Annotated in this window: 17 protein-coding genes and 1 tRNA gene; 5 read left to right on the top strand and 13 right to left on the bottom strand. The window is 61.6% G+C overall.

Features of this window, described 5'->3' with window-relative positions; genetic code table 11:
- Positions 1 to 94 precede the first annotated feature (94 nt).
- Positions 95 to 601, top strand: coding sequence for a nuclear transport factor 2 family protein (locus H6M51_RS06545; protein WP_210314733.1), 507 nt, complete (start codon positions 95 to 97; stop codon positions 599 to 601).
- Positions 602 to 666: 65 nt separating this feature from the next.
- On the opposite strand, the gene H6M51_RS06540 is transcribed toward H6M51_RS06545, so the two are convergent.
- Positions 667 to 1,497, bottom strand: coding sequence for an aldo/keto reductase (locus tag H6M51_RS06540; protein WP_185809086.1), 831 nt, complete (start codon positions 1,495 to 1,497; stop codon positions 667 to 669).
- A 150-nt stretch (positions 1,498 to 1,647) separates the two neighbouring features.
- Positions 1,648 to 2,205: a L,D-transpeptidase family protein gene (locus tag H6M51_RS06535; RefSeq protein ID WP_348644415.1), complete on the bottom strand. Its 558-nt coding sequence runs from the start codon at positions 2,203 to 2,205 to the stop codon at positions 1,648 to 1,650.
- A gap of 124 nt (positions 2,206 to 2,329) precedes the next feature.
- Here H6M51_RS06535 and H6M51_RS06530 point away from each other — a divergent pair, with 124 nt between their 5' ends.
- Together H6M51_RS06530 and H6M51_RS06525 are read left to right on the top strand one after the other, a co-directional pair.
- Positions 2,330 to 3,013, top strand: coding sequence for a response regulator transcription factor (locus H6M51_RS06530; protein WP_185809085.1), 684 nt, complete (start codon positions 2,330 to 2,332; stop codon positions 3,011 to 3,013).
- A gap of 117 nt (positions 3,014 to 3,130) precedes the next feature.
- Positions 3,131 to 3,586: a cyclic nucleotide-binding domain-containing protein gene (locus H6M51_RS06525; RefSeq protein ID WP_185809084.1), complete on the top strand. Its 456-nt coding sequence runs from the start codon at positions 3,131 to 3,133 to the stop codon at positions 3,584 to 3,586.
- Positions 3,587 to 3,657: 71 nt separating this feature from the next.
- On the opposite strand, the gene H6M51_RS06520 is transcribed toward H6M51_RS06525, so the two are convergent.
- From H6M51_RS06520 to tesB, 6 genes are all read right to left on the bottom strand, one after another.
- Positions 3,658 to 4,464 carry an exodeoxyribonuclease III gene (locus H6M51_RS06520; RefSeq protein ID WP_185809083.1) on the bottom strand — a complete coding sequence of 269 codons (807 nt, stop codon included), beginning with the start codon at positions 4,462 to 4,464 and terminating at the stop codon, positions 3,658 to 3,660.
- 116 nt (positions 4,465 to 4,580) lie between these two features.
- Positions 4,581 to 5,249 carry an outer membrane lipoprotein carrier protein LolA gene (locus H6M51_RS06515; RefSeq protein WP_185809082.1) on the bottom strand — a complete coding sequence of 223 codons (669 nt, stop codon included), beginning with the start codon at positions 5,247 to 5,249 and terminating at the stop codon, positions 4,581 to 4,583.
- A gap of 108 nt (positions 5,250 to 5,357) precedes the next feature.
- On the bottom strand, positions 5,358 to 8,009 hold the full coding sequence (locus H6M51_RS06510; protein WP_185809081.1) for a DNA translocase FtsK: 2,652 nt from the start codon (positions 8,007 to 8,009) through the stop codon (positions 5,358 to 5,360).
- A gap of 203 nt (positions 8,010 to 8,212) precedes the next feature.
- A complete protein-coding gene (locus H6M51_RS06505) occupies positions 8,213 to 9,574 on the bottom strand; it encodes an ammonium transporter (protein WP_185809080.1) in 1,362 nt (453 codons plus the stop codon).
- Positions 9,575 to 9,601: 27 nt separating this feature from the next.
- Complete coding sequence (locus tag H6M51_RS06500) at positions 9,602 to 9,952, bottom strand: P-II family nitrogen regulator (protein ID WP_076396987.1); 351 nt, start codon at positions 9,950 to 9,952, stop codon at positions 9,602 to 9,604.
- A gap of 215 nt (positions 9,953 to 10,167) precedes the next feature.
- The gene (gene tesB / locus H6M51_RS06495) at positions 10,168 to 11,052 is read right to left on the bottom strand and encodes an acyl-CoA thioesterase II (protein ID WP_185809079.1); all 885 of its coding nucleotides are present in this window, start codon (positions 11,050 to 11,052) and stop codon (positions 10,168 to 10,170) included.
- A 53-nt stretch (positions 11,053 to 11,105) separates the two neighbouring features.
- Between tesB and H6M51_RS06490 the strand changes: the two genes are divergently transcribed.
- The gene (locus H6M51_RS06490; protein ID WP_348644427.1) at positions 11,106 to 12,350 is read left to right on the top strand and encodes a ubiquinone biosynthesis hydroxylase; all 1,245 of its coding nucleotides are present in this window, start codon (positions 11,106 to 11,108) and stop codon (positions 12,348 to 12,350) included.
- 39 nt (positions 12,351 to 12,389) lie between these two features.
- On the opposite strand, the gene H6M51_RS06485 is transcribed toward H6M51_RS06490, so the two are convergent.
- The 4 genes from H6M51_RS06485 to H6M51_RS06470 form a co-directional block, all read right to left on the bottom strand.
- Positions 12,390 to 12,587: a Trm112 family protein gene (locus H6M51_RS06485; protein ID WP_185809078.1), complete on the bottom strand. Its 198-nt coding sequence runs from the start codon at positions 12,585 to 12,587 to the stop codon at positions 12,390 to 12,392.
- Positions 12,588 to 12,590: 3 nt separating this feature from the next.
- Positions 12,591 to 13,268, bottom strand: coding sequence for an LON peptidase substrate-binding domain-containing protein (locus tag H6M51_RS06480; protein ID WP_185809077.1), 678 nt, complete (start codon positions 13,266 to 13,268; stop codon positions 12,591 to 12,593).
- An 86-nt stretch (positions 13,269 to 13,354) separates the two neighbouring features.
- Complete coding sequence (trxA, locus tag H6M51_RS06475) at positions 13,355 to 14,329, bottom strand: thioredoxin (RefSeq protein ID WP_185809076.1); 975 nt, start codon at positions 14,327 to 14,329, stop codon at positions 13,355 to 13,357.
- A 67-nt stretch (positions 14,330 to 14,396) separates the two neighbouring features.
- The gene (locus H6M51_RS06470; RefSeq protein WP_185809075.1) at positions 14,397 to 14,900 is read right to left on the bottom strand and encodes a prolyl-tRNA synthetase associated domain-containing protein; all 504 of its coding nucleotides are present in this window, start codon (positions 14,898 to 14,900) and stop codon (positions 14,397 to 14,399) included.
- Positions 14,901 to 15,176: 276 nt separating this feature from the next.
- On the opposite strand from H6M51_RS06470, the gene H6M51_RS06465 reads away from it, so the two are divergent.
- Positions 15,177 to 15,251, top strand: a tRNA-Gly gene (locus H6M51_RS06465).
- Between the two features lie 111 nt (positions 15,252 to 15,362).
- Here H6M51_RS06465 and H6M51_RS06460 read toward each other — a convergent pair.
- A complete protein-coding gene (locus H6M51_RS06460; RefSeq protein WP_185809074.1) occupies positions 15,363 to 16,373 on the bottom strand; it encodes an aldose epimerase family protein in 1,011 nt (336 codons plus the stop codon).
- Positions 16,374 to 16,381 lie beyond the last annotated feature (8 nt).

The following is a 16,381-nucleotide window of genomic DNA, read 5'->3' as shown; positions in this document are numbered from 1 at the left end:
CATATCCGGAAAAACTGCCTTCTTTCAGCAATTCCCGTGAGTATCTATTTCTGTGCCTTAGCTTCCGGGCCATTCGCCAACAAGAGGAACCATCATGCTCTTCAGACCAAAGCATGCCTTGCTCGCATTCGCCCTGATCGCCGGGGCCATGACACCGCTCGCCGCCTCGGCGCAGGAACCCGTCGTCGCCGCGGTAGACAAGGAGGCGCTCTTCACGAGCCCCGATCCGCAGCTGCATGCCAACAAGCAGGTGGTCTACCGTATTCTCCGGGATCTCCTGGAGGCCGGACACTGGGACAAGGCCGATGAACTCCTGAGCGAGCGCTACATGCAGCACAATCCCAACGTCGCGTCCGGGCGGGACACGGTCGTGCGCTTCTTCACAGAGGTGCTAAAGGTCGAAAAAAAGCCAATCCCGGAAAAACTGTCGATGCCGGTGGCCTTCGTAACGGCCGAGGGCGATCTCGTCACTGTGGGAATTGTCAGGGAAGAGAAGGACCCGAAGGATCCCTCCAAGACCTATACGACGACCTGGTACGACACCTGGCGGATCGTCGACGGCAAGGCCGACGAGCATTGGGATTCTGCGCTCAGGCAATAAACAAAAAACGGGCCGCTTTCCCAGGAAAAGCGGCCCGCACTTCAACTGTGCTTATACAAGGCGGATCAGAAGGTCGCCGTCTTGGGATCCGGTCCGATGCGGGCCGCAGCGTCATCCAGGCCGTTCAGCTTGGCAAGATCCTCGCTCGACAGCTTGAAATCGAAGACCTGGAAGTTTTCGATGATGCGCGACGGCGTGACCGACTTCGGGATGACCACGAGGCCATTATCGATGTGCCACCGGATGATGACCTGAGCGGGCGTGCGACCAAGCTTGCTGGCGATCTCGGCGATCGCCGGATGACCGAGAAGCTTGCCCTGGCCGAGAGGGCTCCAGGATTGAGTCGCGATGCGATGCTTGTCGTGGAATTCCCGGGCCGCACGCTGCTGGAAATCCGGATGCAGCTCGATCTGGTTGATGACGGGAACGACGCCCGTCTCGGCGACGATCTTCTCGATATGCTCTGGATAGAAGTTGGAAACGCCGATCGATTTGACGCGGCCTTCTTCCTTCAGCTTGATGAAGGCCTTCCAGGTGTCGACAAACAGGCCGCGATGGGGCGAGGGCCAGTGGATCAGATAGAGATCGACATAGTCCGTCCCGAGCCTCTTCAAGCTGGCGTCGAAAGCGCGCAGCGTCTGGTCATGGCCCTGGTCATTGTTCCAGAGCTTGGTGGTGAGGAAGATGTCGGACCGTGCAAGGCCCGACTGCCGGATCCCCTCGCCCACCCCCTCTTCGTTTTCATAGACCGCTGCGGTGTCGACATGACGGTAGCCGGCATCGAGAGCAGCTTTGACCGCAGGAGCCGCCTCATCGTTGGGTGTCTGCCAGACGCCGAGCCCCACCTGGGGGATGCGAGCGCCGTCATTCAGGGCAATATGGGTTTGATCTGTCATTTGCTGATATCTCCGGATCGGAAAGTGTCTGCGCTGGAGCGCGAAACCGGTGGCGGCGGCGAAGAGAAAGACGTACCGGCCGCAAGTCGTATTTAGGCCGGTGAGCCCCCGATGAAAGAGGACAAGCGGTCAAAAGGACTGAAGTTCCAATCAGAGAACCTGAAGGGATGTCCGTCGACCAAGATGGGGGAGAATCCGCCGCATGTCGCGAAGGCTGATCGCCACACAACCCTCTGTCGGCGTGTAGCCGGGTCTGGCGATGTGAAAGAAGATCGCGGAGCCACATCTGCGCTTCCGACAGCGGAAATTCCAGTCGAGTACGATGCAGACATCATAGAGCTCGTCGGCACGCTCCAGTTTCTCGTGGCTCGGGCTGAACGGCGCACGGACAGGCCGATTATAGTTCGGGTCGCTGACCGCGTCGCACCAGAGCATGTCGGGTAGCGATCGGCGCATGGCGAGCGGCGTTGCCGGCAGGGGACCTCGATCCCCACGCCGATAGCCGAACAGGAGCGGCATGGTGGCGATCGGCGTTGCGCCGTCACCCTCGCGCTTGCGGCTCGAGCGTCCGCTGCGTCCAAGAGCAGCACGAAAGGTCAGCGGGCCTGCCTGCAGGATGGCCTGTCTCGGATTGCCGGGCGCCGGGCGAACCAGAAGCCGACTGACGGTCTTTCCGGACCTTTTCAGTGCAACTGGCCTCTTGGTCACGACTTTTTGCCTTCTTCGTGAATATTGTTGTATTCATGGCCCTTAAACGGCTGCGAGTTAGGCTTACATGCGGTTTACTTGGGCAGCAAGACCCGAGGACGGGATCAATCTGGAAGGATGACGGATGACGACGCGGACCATTCTGCTGGTAGATGATGACGACGATCTGAGGCAGATCCTGGTCGAGCAGCTTTCGCTCTACGAAGAGTTCGCGCTGCTGCAGGAGAGCAATGCCACCCGCGCCATGCAGACAGCGAAGACAGCCCAGGTCGATCTGATGATCATGGACGTGGGCCTGCCGGACATGGATGGCCGCGAGGCCGTGAAGCTTCTGCGCAAGGGCGGCTTCAAGTCGCCGGTCATCATGCTGACGGGGCACGACACGGATTCCGATACGATCCTTGGTCTTGAAGCCGGCGCCAATGACTATGTGACGAAACCTTTCCGCTTTGCGGTTCTGCTGGCGCGCATCCGTGCGCAGCTGCGCCAGTTCGAACAAAGCGAAGACGCGACGTTCGGGGTTGGCCCCTATCTCTTCAAGCCGAGCCAGAAGCTGCTCACGACCGAGGACGGCAAGAAGATCCGCCTGACGGAAAAGGAATCCGCGATCATTCGCTACCTCTACCGTGCAGGCCAGAAGGTGGTGACGCGTGACGTCCTTCTGGAGGAAGTCTGGGGCTACAATTCCGGTGTCACGACGCACACGCTGGAAACCCATGTCTATCGCCTGCGCCAGAAGATCGAACGCGATCCATCCAATGCCGAAATCCTGGTGACCGAGAACGGCGGCTACAAGATCGTTCCCTGACTGTAGAGATGATTGCGACGGGGATGAAGAGGGCTCACGGGTCGTCTTCATCCCCGTTTTGCGTTATGCACGGACCACGGGCGGACCAGCCAGACCCGATCCGACCAGGGAAACGCCATGTCACTCAGCGACGATATAGAGCTTCTGTCGGCCCTGCCGCTCTTCTCGGGTCTCGACAAGGATCAGTTGAAGTTGATTGCCTTCGGGGCCGAGCACAGGCAGGTCGCGGCGGGTCAGGCTCTCTTTCGGGAGAAGGCGCCTGCCGAATGCGCCTATGTGATCACGCGTGGCGATATCGAGCTCTACGTGATCGGCCGGGACGGCAAGCCGCATCTGGAGGCCCGCGTCGGGCCGGGCGTGATGTTGTCGGAACTCGCACTGATCACCATGGTTGAGCGGAAATACACCGCCGTCGCGGTCGACGATGTCGATGTCATCAGGATCACGCGAGCGCTGTTCCACAGACTGCTCGAGGAATACCCGCAAATGGCCCGCCAGGTCGAAGGTCGCATCAAACAGTCTTTGGCCGCCCTGATCGAGGGCGCCGAAACCCTGGCACCGAAATTCTCCTGATACCACGTGTCAACCAGGGGCCCAGGGCCCGGTCACCATGAAAAATTAAAGAGCCGGCTGTCTATAGCAGGCTATGGAGTCTCGAAATAGGCCGTGACCGGGACATGATCGGAAGGCTGGTTCCAGCCTCTGGCTTCCTTCAGGACATCGATGCGCGCCAGAAGCGGGGCAAGATCGGCCGACGACCAGATATGGTCGAGACGCCGGCCGCGATCCGCGGCAGCCCAGTCCTTCGCCCTGTAGCTCCACCAGGTGTAGAGCTTCTCCGATGCCGGGACATGCTGGCGCATGAGATCCACCCACTTGCCCTGCCGCATGATGTCGAGCAGCCCCTCGGTCTCGACCGGCGTGTGGCTGACGATCTTCAGCATCTGCTTGTGCGACCAGACATCATGCTCCAGCGGCGCGATGTTGAGGTCGCCCACGAGGATCGACGCCGTGTTCGGCTCGGCCTCCGCCGAAAGCGCCTTCATCTCCTCGACGAAATCCAGCTTGTGGCCGAACTTCGGGTTCACCTCGCGGTTCGGTTCATCGCCGCCAGCCGGGACATAGAAATTGTGCAGGCGGATGCGCCGGCCCGCCCACTCGAAGATCGCCGAGATATGGCGGCTATCGCCGACGCCGCAATAGTCCTGACGATGGTCTTCCGCCAGGGGCAGCTTCGAGCAGATCGCCACCCCGTGATAGCCCTTTTGCCCGTGGATGACGATGTTGGAATAGCCGAGCTCGGCGATCTCCGCGGCCGGGAACTGGTCGTTCTGGCACTTGATTTCCTGAAGACACAGGATGTCGGGGTTCACACGCCGGAGGAAGTCCACGACGATGGGCAGACGCAGCCGGACCGAATTGATGTTCCAAGTGGAGATTGCAAGGCGCATGGCTGGTCCCTTCCTGTCCATAACCGCCTCTTAGGGGATTTGCCTCCCCCTGAACAGAAAAAGGCGGCGTAGCCTGCCGGACACGCCACCTTCTCCACAATGAGATCAGACGAGGGTCAGCCGCGCTTCTGGCTGTGCACGTCCGCATAGGGAATTTCAAAGACGCTCGGATCCAACTGCACACCGTTTTGCACGTTGAAGATCATCACCGACGTGTCCTTCTTCTGCACATCCGTGATCGTCCATTGGCGCAGCTCGAACGACTTGGGGTCGAACATCAGCGTGATCGTCGAATCGCCGAAGACGGTGCGGTCACCCAGGACGATCGTCGTCAGGTCCGCCTCCTGCTTGACGTCGCGCACCATCTGGTTGCTCAGATCGATGCGGTCCGCCAGAAGCAGGCTGAGCGGCGTCTTGTTCAGCGGGTAAAGATCCCAGGTTTTGAGCTTGGTATTGCCGATGACGACATTCTTGCCGTCGGAAATCACCCGCATCGGCGACGGCTTTTCATAGTTGAAGCGCAGCTTGCCGGGCCGTTCGATGAAAAACTTGCCGCCGGTCTGTTCGCCGCGCGGGCCAAACTGGACGAATTCGCCCATCATTGTCTTCACGCTGGAGAAGTGGTCGGCAATCTGCTGAGCAGCGCTCGGTGCGGCCCAAACGGGAAACGGCATTGCTGCGCAGGCCATGACCGCAGCCGTCCCGAGCACGAACTGGCGACGGCTGGCCATCTTCGGCTGGTGGACGTCGCTAACTTTGATCTTTGTCATGCTGTGCTCCTTCATATGCTTCCGGTTTCGCCGAAAAAGGCGGCGGCTTCATGGCCATCAACGCCCTGCCGCTGCGGCAACTCGTCTTGAGGCCTGTTGTTCCATCAACGGACCATTTGCCACTCACTCTTCCGTCGGCACTAGGATCTCGCGCTTTCCGGCATGGTTTGCGGGGCCGATGATCCCCTCTTTCTCCATGCGCTCGATCAGCGAGGCGGCCCTGTTGTAGCCGATGCCGAGACGGCGCTGCACATAAGAGGTCGACGCCTTGCCGTCACGCAGCACAATCGCCACCGCCTGATCATAGGGATCGTCGGATTCCCCAAGATTGCCGGTACCGACAGGGCCTCCGCCGTCTTCGCCGTCCTCGTCATCATCGATGGTGATCGCTTCGAGATACTGGGGCGATCCTTGAGTCTTGAGATAGGCGACGATCTCCTCGACCTCGTGATCCGAGACAAACGGGCCGTGGACACGCTGGATGCGCCCGCCGCCGGCCATGTAGAGCATGTCGCCCATGCCGAGCAGCTGTTCGGCGCCCTGTTCGCCCAGGATCGTCCGGCTGTCGATCTTCGACGTCACCTGGAAGGAGATGCGCGTCGGGAAGTTTGCCTTGATCGTACCTGTGATCACGTCGACCGACGGGCGCTGGGTCGCCATGATCACATGGATGCCGGCCGCACGCGCCATCTGCGCGAGACGCTGAACCGCGCCTTCGATGTCCTTGCCGGCCACCATCATCAGGTCGGCCATCTCGTCGATGATGACGACGATATAAGGCAGCGGCTGCAGGTCGAATTCTTCGGTCTCGTAGATCGCTTCGCCCGTCTGGCGGTCAAAGCCCGTCTGCACCGTACGGGTCAGAACCTCGCCCTTTTCCAGCGCCTGGGCAACGCGTGCGTTAAAACCGTCGATGTTGCGCACGCCGATCTTCGACATCTTCTTGTAGCGCTCTTCCATCTCGCGGACGGTCCATTTGAGCGCCACGACCGCCTTCTTCGGGTCGGTGACGACGGGCGAGAGCAGGTGCGGAATGCCGTCATAGACGGAGAGCTCCAGCATCTTGGGATCGATCATGATCAGGCGGCACTGCTCGGGCGTCATCTTGTAAAGAAGCGACAGGATCATCGTGTTGATCGCGACCGACTTACCCGAGCCGGTGGTACCGGCAACGAGCAGGTGCGGCATCTTGGCGAGGTCGGCGATCACAGGCTCGCCGCCGATCGTCTTGCCGAGTGCCATGGCGAGTTTGGCCTTGTTGCCGTCGAAGTCGCGGGAACCGATCAACTCGCGAAGATAGACGGTCTCGCGCGTCTGGTTCGGCAGTTCGATACCGATCGCGTTGCGTCCAGGCACGACGGCAACTCGGGCAGCGATCGCGCTCATCGAGCGGGCGATATCATCGGCAAGACCGATGACACGCGACGACTTGATGCCCGGTGCCGGCTCCAGTTCGTAAAGCGTGACCACGGGACCCGGGCGGACATGGATGATCTCGCCCTTGACGCCGAAGTCGTCGAGAACGCCCTCGAGCAGACGGGCATTGTGCTCCAGAGCCTCGGCCGACAGGGTCGCATCGCGGGTGATCGCCCGTGGCTCGGCGAGCAGATGGACGGATGGCAGCTGGAAGCCCTCGGGCCGCAGCAGCGATCCCTGGGCATCGCGATCGACACGCGGTCCGGGTTTCGGCCGGGCAGCGGGTGCTGCAACACGCGCCGAGGCCGCACCTGCCTTGGCCGGTGCAGGCCGAACGCCATCATCGGACAGAATGCCAACAGGCCGCGGCAGGTCATCAAGGTCGATATCGTCGTCGTCGTCCTCGAAGTTGCCGGCAGACATGGGTGGCGGCGAGACGATCGACCGGCCGGTGCCGCGTACGGATCCGCCATCGAGCGACGGCTCGACGCGGGCGTTGAGCGGCAGTGCCTTGGCACGGACCGGCTCGTTCAGCGTCCCGAACTCGTCATCGTTGAAATCATAGGGCTGCTCGAAGTCACGCTCTCTGCGATCACTCGGCTTCAGCCCGAACAGCCGTCGCACGCGTGCCCGCGTGGTGTACCAGTTATGCGTGACCGCACCGATGACGACGGCGATCGGGCCCTCCCGTTCGTCCTCTTCCTCGTCATCGTCGAACACCGGTGCCTTGGGCTTGGCTCGCGCAATCGGCGCGACCGGCTCCTCATCATCGATGTCTTCGGCCGGCTTGCCGACGATGCCGGCGGCAAACAGCATCAGCCACGTCGCTGGCAGGGCGAGGACGACACCCAGGATCATGGCAAATGTCGAGGTCGGGTAGGCGCCGATGAAGAGCGCGGGAAACCGCAGGATGAGATCGCCGAGCACGCCACCGGTCCCGCTGGGAAGCGGCCAGGTCGTTGGCGGCGGAAAGCAGCCGACGGCGGCAGCAGCCACCAGAGCCCCGGCGATCCAGGCGCCGAGACGGGCAGGCACACGGTTCAGCTTGCGTCCGCCGATCAGCGCAAAGGACCACGCCAGAACCGGCAGCAGGGCGAGCAGACTGCCCAGCCCGAAGAACTGCATCATCAGGTCGGCGAAGACGGCGCCAGAAAGCCCGAGAATGTTGGTCGGTTCGTTTTCCGTGGCATAAGACAGGCTTGGATCGGAAACGTTCCAGGTTGCAAGCGCCGCGACGGCAAGCACCAGCAGCAGGAAGAGCGCAAATCCCGTCAGGGCGAGCACCTGCCGGAACAGGAACGCTGACAACGCGGAGCGGGCGGAATGCTCCGGAAGCGCTGCAGAATGGCCTCTATTCATGGAATGTCTGTCCGTCCGGTTACAGGTGATGGGTCCCAATCCCCTTTCAGCGCGGGGATATCCACTCCGCACCCTACAGGAGGGAGGGTTAATGGTGCATTAACCATGCGCTTGCCGCGGCTACATGGCAGCTTCAACAGAAAACGCCCGGGCGATGAGACCCGGGCGCTGCCGCATTTGGACGTTGAGATCCGCCAGGGATCTTAGCTGTGGTAGGCCGCTTCGCCGTGCGAGGCGAGGTCGAGACCTTCGCGTTCGGCTTCGACCGGAACACGCAGGCCGACAATCATGTCGACAACCTTGTACAGGATGAACGAACCGATACCGCACCACAGAAGTGTTACGACGACGGCGTAGATCTGGGTCATGACCTGACCACCCATGGTCACCCCTTCGGCGTAGCCGATGCCACCGAGCGAAGCGGACGCGAAGACGCCGGTCGCGATCGCCCCAAAGAGGCCGCCGACACCATGAACGCCGAAGACGTCTGCCGTATCATCATAGCCGAACTTGTTCTTCACGACGGCGACGAAGAAATAGCAAAGCGGCGAAACCATCAGACCCATGACGATGGCACCCATCGGGCCGGCGATACCGGCGGCCGGGGTGATCGCGACGAGGCCGGAGATCATGCCCGAAGCTGCGCCCAGCATCGAGGCCTTGCCGCGGGTGAAGGTTTCAACCAGGCACCAGGAGACGATAGCAGCCGCAGTGGCGATGAAGGTGTTGACGGTGGCGAGCATCGCGCCGCCGGAAGCTTCGAGGTTGGAACCGGCATTGAAGCCGAACCAGCCGACCCAGAGCATGGCTGCTCCGACAAGCGTGAGCGTCATGGAGTGCGGTGCCATCATGTCCTTGCCGTAGCCGGTACGCTTGCCGAGCATGATCGCGCCGATCAGACCGGCAACGCCGGCATTGATGTGCACGACGGTACCGCCGGCGAAGTCGAGCGCGCCCCAGCCGAAGATCAGGCCCTTGGCATCCCAGACCATGTGGGCGATCGGAAAGTAGACGACGGTGACCCAGAGAAGGCAGAACAGGACAGCTGCGGAAAACTTGATGCGTTCAGCAAAGGCGCCGACGATCAGAGCGGGGGTAATGGCTGCGAACGTCATCTGGAACAGCATGAAGATGTATTCCGGAATGACCGCGTCCGAGAAAGTCGCGGCCGTGCTCTCCGGTGTGACACCGGCGAGGAAGAGCTTGGCGAAGCCGCCGAAGAAGGGGTTTTCCGAACCGCCGAAAGCGAAGGAATAGCCGTAGATCACCCAGACGAGCATAACTGCCGACCCGATGACCGTGCACTGCATCAGCACGGAGAGCATGTTCTTCGCGCGAACCAAGCCGCCGTAGAACAGAGCCAGACCCGGGATCAGCATGAACAGAACGAGGATGGTGCAAAGGAACATGAAGGCGGTATCGCCCTTGTTCGGAACCGGCGCGGCCGCGACCGCTTCGGCAGCAGCGGGCGCCGCTTCCTGCGCAAAGGCGACGACCGGCGCCAGCAGGGCTGCAGACGCGGCGCCAACGCGCACGAGATTGGAATTCAACTTGGCAAATGACATCAGTAACAACTCCCCTTACAGCCGCTCTTACAGCGCTTCGGTATTGGTTTCGCCGGTGCGGATACGCACGGCCTGATCGATCGCGTAGACAAAGATCTTGCCGTCGCCGATCTGGCCGGTCTTGGCGGCAGAAGCGATGGCTTCGACGGCCTTGTCGGCAAGTTCGGACGAGACAGCGATCTCGATCTTCAGTTTCGGCAGAAAGCTGACGGCATATTCGGTGCCGCGATAGATTTCGGTGTGCCCCTTCTGGCGGCCATAGCCCTTGACCTCGGTGACGGTCAGGCCCTGGATGCCCACAGCCGTCAAGGCCTCGCGTACCTCGTCCAGCTTGAACGGCTTGATGATAGCCATCACAATCTTCATCTGGTTTCCCATCCTTTGCTTGTCCTCGGCTCGGAGCCGACTCTCCTTGCCGCCGGCAGGAACTTTCGCGCAGCGACTGAGAAGGGACATTCAAAAGGCGTGCCAGATTCAAGAAGCTCTATAAGTTATTGAAATGTAAAGCTTCTGTCACACTTACCCAAGAAACAGGCAAATGAGTGCACAATGTGCGCACAAAAAAGACGCAGAAAAATCTTGTTGCTCAGGATTTAATCATTTGCCCGTTTGCGGATCAGGCCTTCCTGAGCCACGGAGGCGATGAGCCGACCGTCCCGGGTAAAAATGCTGCCGCGGGTCATCCCGCGGGCGCCGGCAGCGCTCGGGCTGTCCTGCGTGTAGAGCAGCCAGTCGTCCAGTCGGCAGGCACGATGGAACCACATGGCGTGGTCAAGGCTTGCTACCTGCAGTTCGGGATCGAAGATCGACGTGCCATGGGCATAAAGCGATGTGTCGAGCAGGGTCATGTCCGAAAGATAGGCAAGAATGGCTGCCTGGTAATGCCTGTCATCCGGAACGATGCCCGAAGCGCGAACCCAGATATGCGCTTCCGGCTCCAGCTTCTCGCGGGAGAGATAATGGGTGAGCGATGTCGGACGGATCTCGATCGGCCGCTCGCGACCCCAGTATTTCTTCACCGTCTCGGGCGCCTGGGCAAGGAAGGCCGCGCGGAATTCGGCCTCACCCATCAGCGTCTCGGGCGCCGGCACGCCAGGGATTGTCACCTGATGGTCGAAGCCGGGCTCCTCCACCTGGAACGAGGCCGACATGGAAAAGATCGCCTTGCCATGCTGGATCGCCACCACCCGGCGCGTGGTGAAGGACGAACCGTCCCGGATGCGTTCGACCTGGTAGACGATGGGGATCGACGGGTCGCCTGGGCGCATGAAATAGGCGTGAAGCGAATGCACGATGCGATCCGGGTCGACGCAACGCTGTGCGGCCATCAGGGCCTGGGCAATCACGAGACCGCCGAAAACACGCTGCCAGCCGTTCTGCGGACTGCTTCCGCGAAACAGGTTTTCCTCCAGCTTTTCTAGATCGAGACGCTCGATCAGCTCCTGCATGGGTTTGGTCTGGCCCGATGGCTGCGACATAATGCATTGCTCCGCTTATAGGCACCCGTTCAAGGCTGATCTATATAGGTGACATCAGGTCTACAAGAACAAAGGAATTCGCCATGCTGGATGTACTCGTCGTCGGCGGTGGCTATGTCGGCCTTTCGGCAGCGGTCGCCATCAAGCAAGCCGCACCGCATCTTGCGATCGAAGTTGTCGAAGCAGCACCCGAGGAGGCCTGGAAGAAGGATCCCCGCGCCTCGGCAATCATTGCGGCCGCCACGAAGATGCTCGACGTCTTCGGCCTGTGGGACAGGATCGAGCCGGATGCGCAGCCGATCAACCGGATGATCGTGACCGATTCGAAAACCTCCGATCCGGTTCGCCCGGTTTTCCTGACCTTTGACGGCGCGGTCGAGGACGGGCGGCCCTTCGCGCACATGATCCCGAATGTCAGCATGGTCGCAGCTCTCAGAGACGCCTGCGCCGAGCGCGGCATCACCATCCGCCACGGCCTTCGGGCGACCGGTTTTCGCGACACCGGACCGAGCGCGGAACTGACGCTTTCGGATGGCAGCGTCGTTTCGACGCGGCTTGTGGTCGCCTGCGACGGCGTGCGCTCGAAGCTTCGGGATCTGGCGGGCATCAAGACGGTGGCCTGGCAATACGGGCAGTCGGGCATCGTCACGACGGTGGAGCACGAGCGTCACCATGACGGCGTGGCCGAGGAACATTTCCTGCCGGCCGGGCCGTTTGCCATTCTGCCGCTCAAGGGCAACCGCTCGTCGCTCGTCTGGACCGAGCGCACCGAAGATGCCGATCGCCTCGTCGCCTCCGATGATCTGCTTTTCGAGGCGGAACTCGAGCGCCGCTTCGGCCACAAGCTCGGCACCATCCGCGCGACTCCCGATCGCCGCGCCTTCCCGCTCGGCCTGACGCTTGCCCGCGCCTTCGTCGCCCCGCGCCTGGCGCTGGCCGGCGACGCCGCCCATGGCATTCATCCGATTTCCGGCCAGGGGCTCAATCTAGGCTTCAAGGACGTCGCGGCACTGGCCGAAACCGTGGTGGAGGCCGATCGCCTCGGGCTCGACATCGGCTCGGTCAACGTGCTCGAGCGCTATCAGGTCTGGCGGCGGTTCGATACCTTCCGCATGGGCGTGACCACCGACGTCCTGAACCGCCTCTTCTCCAATGACGTGACGCCCATTCGCGTGCTCCGGGACTTCGGCCTCGGTGTCGTGGATCGTATTCCGGCGCTGAAGACCTATTTCATCCGCGAAGCGGCCGGATCTTCAGGCCACGACCGTCCCCGGCTTCTCGGTGGACAGACCATCTGAAAAGCCACACGGCTTCAGGACAATGGCCGCTGTCCGCCATCAGGCCGGCATGTCGAGCTTGCGCGCCTCTGAAACCAGCATGATCGGGATCCCGTCGCGGATCGGATAGGCAAGCCGCGCCTTTTCCGAAACGAGTTCGTTCTTCTCGCGATCCCATTTCAGCATGCCCTGCGTCAACGGACAGACCAGAAGCTCCAGCATCTTGGGGTCAACGAGACTGGTTGGATTATCGGGCATCGGTCACTGCAGCATGGTGTCGGCATCGCCGAAGGTCCGTGCAAGCACGATTTCGGTGATGGCAATCAGGGTCTCGGCGCGGGTCTTGAGGTCGGGCGCCTCCAGAAGCGCCTGCTTTTCAGGCGGGCCAAAGGGCGACATCATCGACAGGGAATTCACCAGTGTCAGGTTGGAAGCGCGCTCCACGCTTTCCCAGTCCGCCTCCAGCTTGTTCGCATCGAGATAGGCTTTGAATGCCGCAAGCAGCCCCTCGCGATTGACCTGGCCTTCATCCTCCGCCGATGTCAGGTCAGCGATGAACGGCGCGATGTGAAAACTGCGGAAGGGTTTGCTGGTCGCCGCCTCGTCCATCAACCGGAAGCGGCAGACCCCGGCAAGCGAGACGATATAGCGTCCATCGCCGGTTTCGGTGAAGGATGTGATGCGTCCCAGGCAGCCGACCGGCGCCAGCTGCGGGCGCTCGGGCAAAATATTGGCCTGCACTTCCGACATCGCCGGCTGGATCATGCCGATCAGCCTGTTGCCCGCCAGCGCCGCGTCGAACATCGCGAGATAACGCGGCTCGAACACGTTGAGCGGCAACTGGCCGCCTGGCAGCAGCAGCACGCCGGAGATGGGGAAGACCGGGACCGTCTCTGGAAGGTCCGCAGCCGTCAGATATCGGGCATTTCCCACTTGCATCGAAGCACATCCTGTCCGGAAAATCCGGTGTTCATTCTTGGCTTCTATCTGGGTCGCGCCGGCCAAAACTCAAGACCGGTCGCGGCTCACGAAAACAGGATCGAAGAGAGCTTGCGCCGTGCCATGACTGTGGCCGGATCCTTGGGTCCCCAGACCTCGAAGAACTGCAGCAGCTGCTTGCGCGCGCCGTCATCCTCGAAGCTGCGATCCCGCTTCATGATCAGCAGCAGATGTTCGGCCGCTTCCTCGCGCCGACCCTCGACATTGCGGATCTTGGCAAGCTTCATCCGCGCCTCATGATCGTCCGGATTGAGCGACAGCGTATGTTCGAGCGCCACGGGATCGCCGAGCTTGCGGGCCTCGTCGATCTGGTCGAGACGCTTGAGGATTGCCTGGATTTCGGCAGCCTTGGCCAGATCTTCCGGCAACTGGCTCACGAGTTCGCGCGCACGCTGGTGCTGGTTCGCTCCGATCATGCAATCGGCAAGCCCGGCAATCGCCTTGGTGTTGTCGGGGTCGGCCTGCAAGACCGCCGCAAACAGCTGGGCAGCGCCGTCGATATCGCCTGCCGCAAGCATCCCTGCGGCTTCTTCAAGCACGGCCGCGATCTCTGCAGCCTGGTCCGCACCGGCCGGACCGGCAACCTTGTCGATGAAGGCCTTGACCTGGCTTTCGGGCAGCGCGCCCATGAACCCGTCGGCGGGGCGACCATTGACGAACGCAACCACCGCCGGGATCGACTGGATGCCGAGCTGGCCGGCGACGGAGGGATGGTCGTCGATATTCATCTTGACGAGCTTGACCCGGCCACCGGCTTCCTTGACCGCCTTTTCGATGACGGGCGTCAGCTGCTTGCACGGGCCACACCACGGCGCCCAGAAATCGACGAGCACCGGCTGGTTGCGCGATTCGTCCATTACGTCACGGGCGAAGTTCGCCGTCGTCGTGTCCTTGATCAGCTCGCCGGCCGGAGCCTGACCCTCGGGAGCGCCGCCAAACTGTGCCTTGGCCGTCATGGTCTGGTTGCCATAGCCGCCGTAAGGGTTGCCGTAGTCGCTCATGCTCTGCATCTCCCGCCTGATTCGCAGCCTTCGGAGAGGCTGCCGTCCTTGCCGTTAAGATCGTATGTCAGGCCGTGACTTTCAAGACAAGCGGCGTATGCCCGGTCGCCTCCATGAAGCGGATCAGGTCATCCCGGCCGATCGAGGTCGTCGCGTCGTTGGAGAGCGGATGGCAGTTGATGATCTCGTGCTCCATCAGATCCTTGTCGAGCACGAAGGTGACATTCTTGCCGGTATCGTTGATGGCACCGAGCGCCGTGACGGAGCCGGGAACGACGCCAAGATATTCCATCAGCTTCTCCGGCTTGCCGAAGGAGACCTTGCTCGCCGCACCGATGATCGTGTGGACGGTCTTGAGGTCGACGGACGCATGTTCCTCGACGGTCAGCAGGAAGAAATTGTCCTTCTTGTCCTTCACGAACAGGTTCTTGGTATGGCCGCCGGGGATCTCGTCGCGCAGCGACACCGATTCGGCGACCGTGAACACCGGCGGATGCGTCTTGGTCTTGTGGGCAATTCCCAGCTCGTCCAGAAAGCGGAAGAGATCGTCAGGCGTTTTCGGCGTCGTCATGATGGCCTCGCATGGAATGTCGGTATGTTCATGCCCCGTGCTTAACGGGATTTGCAGAGAGGCATAGGCCCAAGACCGACATCCTGCAATCTTTCAAGACTCCCAAAACCCTGCGAAAGCTCAGCTTTCTCAGCCTCTTGGCCCGACCTCAAATTTTTTTCGCGCTGATCCGTCATTTCCCTGTTGCATTTGAAAATCGATTGGGCCATATAGCGCCCGTCGCCGCAAGACGGACGGCCCACGATCCAGACACTACCCCAGGATCGCGGTTGATGAGCGGGTGTAGCTCAGGGGTAGAGCACAACCTTGCCAAGGTTGGGGTCGAGCGTTCGAATCGCTTCACCCGCTCCATTCTTCCTCCAGATATCTTCTGACTATGCAGGATCGATGGCGCCTTTGCGCCTCGCTCGACGAGACGCGTGACCGGCCACAGGTCACCCCGCAGCCGATCCCCTCCTGACCTCAACTCTTCGAGAAGACGTAATCGGTCTCCTGGCGCAATACCTCGCCCGGCCGTAGCACCGCGTTCGGGAAGTTCGGATGATTGATCGCATCCGGCCAGACCTGGGTTTCCATGCAGAAGCCGGCAAAGGCTCCGTAGCGGCGCCCTTCGAGGCCCGGAACGGCCGGCGAGACCTTGCCGCCGGCATAGAACTGCACGCCCGGCTCCGTCGTCAGGATCTCCATGGTCACACCGGAATTGACGCTGCGCGCCAGAGATACGCTGCGCTTGGCAACGCGGCTGCTCGAAAAGCAGAAATTATGGTCGTAGCCGAGCTGTTCGCCATCGACCTCCAGACGGATCGGCCGCATGTCGCGGAAGTCGAAGGCGGTGCTTTCGACCGGGCGGATTTCACCCGTCGGAATGAGGCGCTCGTCGACCGGCGTGTAGTGGTCGGCAGCGATCATCAGGTCGTGGCCGAGGATATCCGGGCGACCGTCGAGATTGAAATAGGCGTGGTGGCAGACATTGGCGATGGTCGGCTTGTCGGTCACCGTCTCGTAAAGCGCCGAGAACACGCCGCCGGGCTTGAGTGCAAAGGTCGCACGGGTGCGCGTCGTACCCGGATAGCCGGCGCGTCCATCCGGATCGGTCACCTCCATCACGACGGAATCCGCAGCGTGCTCCAGGATCGTCCAGTTCTGCCGGCCCATCCCGTCGGAGCCGCCATGCAGGTGGGAGACACCCCGTTCATTCAGCTCCAGCTGGTAGTCGGTGCCATCGAGCGTGAAGCGCCCGTCACCGATGCGGTTGGCGCAGCGGCCAGGCGTCGCGCCGAAATAGGGCGAGTGGTCGAGATAGCCGGCGAGATCGTCGAAGCCGAGCACCAGCGGAGCGTCGTGGCCGTCGAGCCGCAGGTCCTGCAGGACCGCGCCAAAGGTGATGATGGAGGCGGTCAGGCCACCGCCCGTCAGCACAACCTTCTCTACCGCTTCCCCCGTTGGCATCACGCCGAACACCGTCTTCGTCATCTTGTCGT

Source organism: Rhizobium sp. AQ_MP (assembly GCF_014237835.1).
GTDB lineage: Bacteria > Pseudomonadota > Alphaproteobacteria > Rhizobiales > Rhizobiaceae > Allorhizobium.
This window is presented reverse-complemented; position numbering and strand designations above follow the sequence as displayed.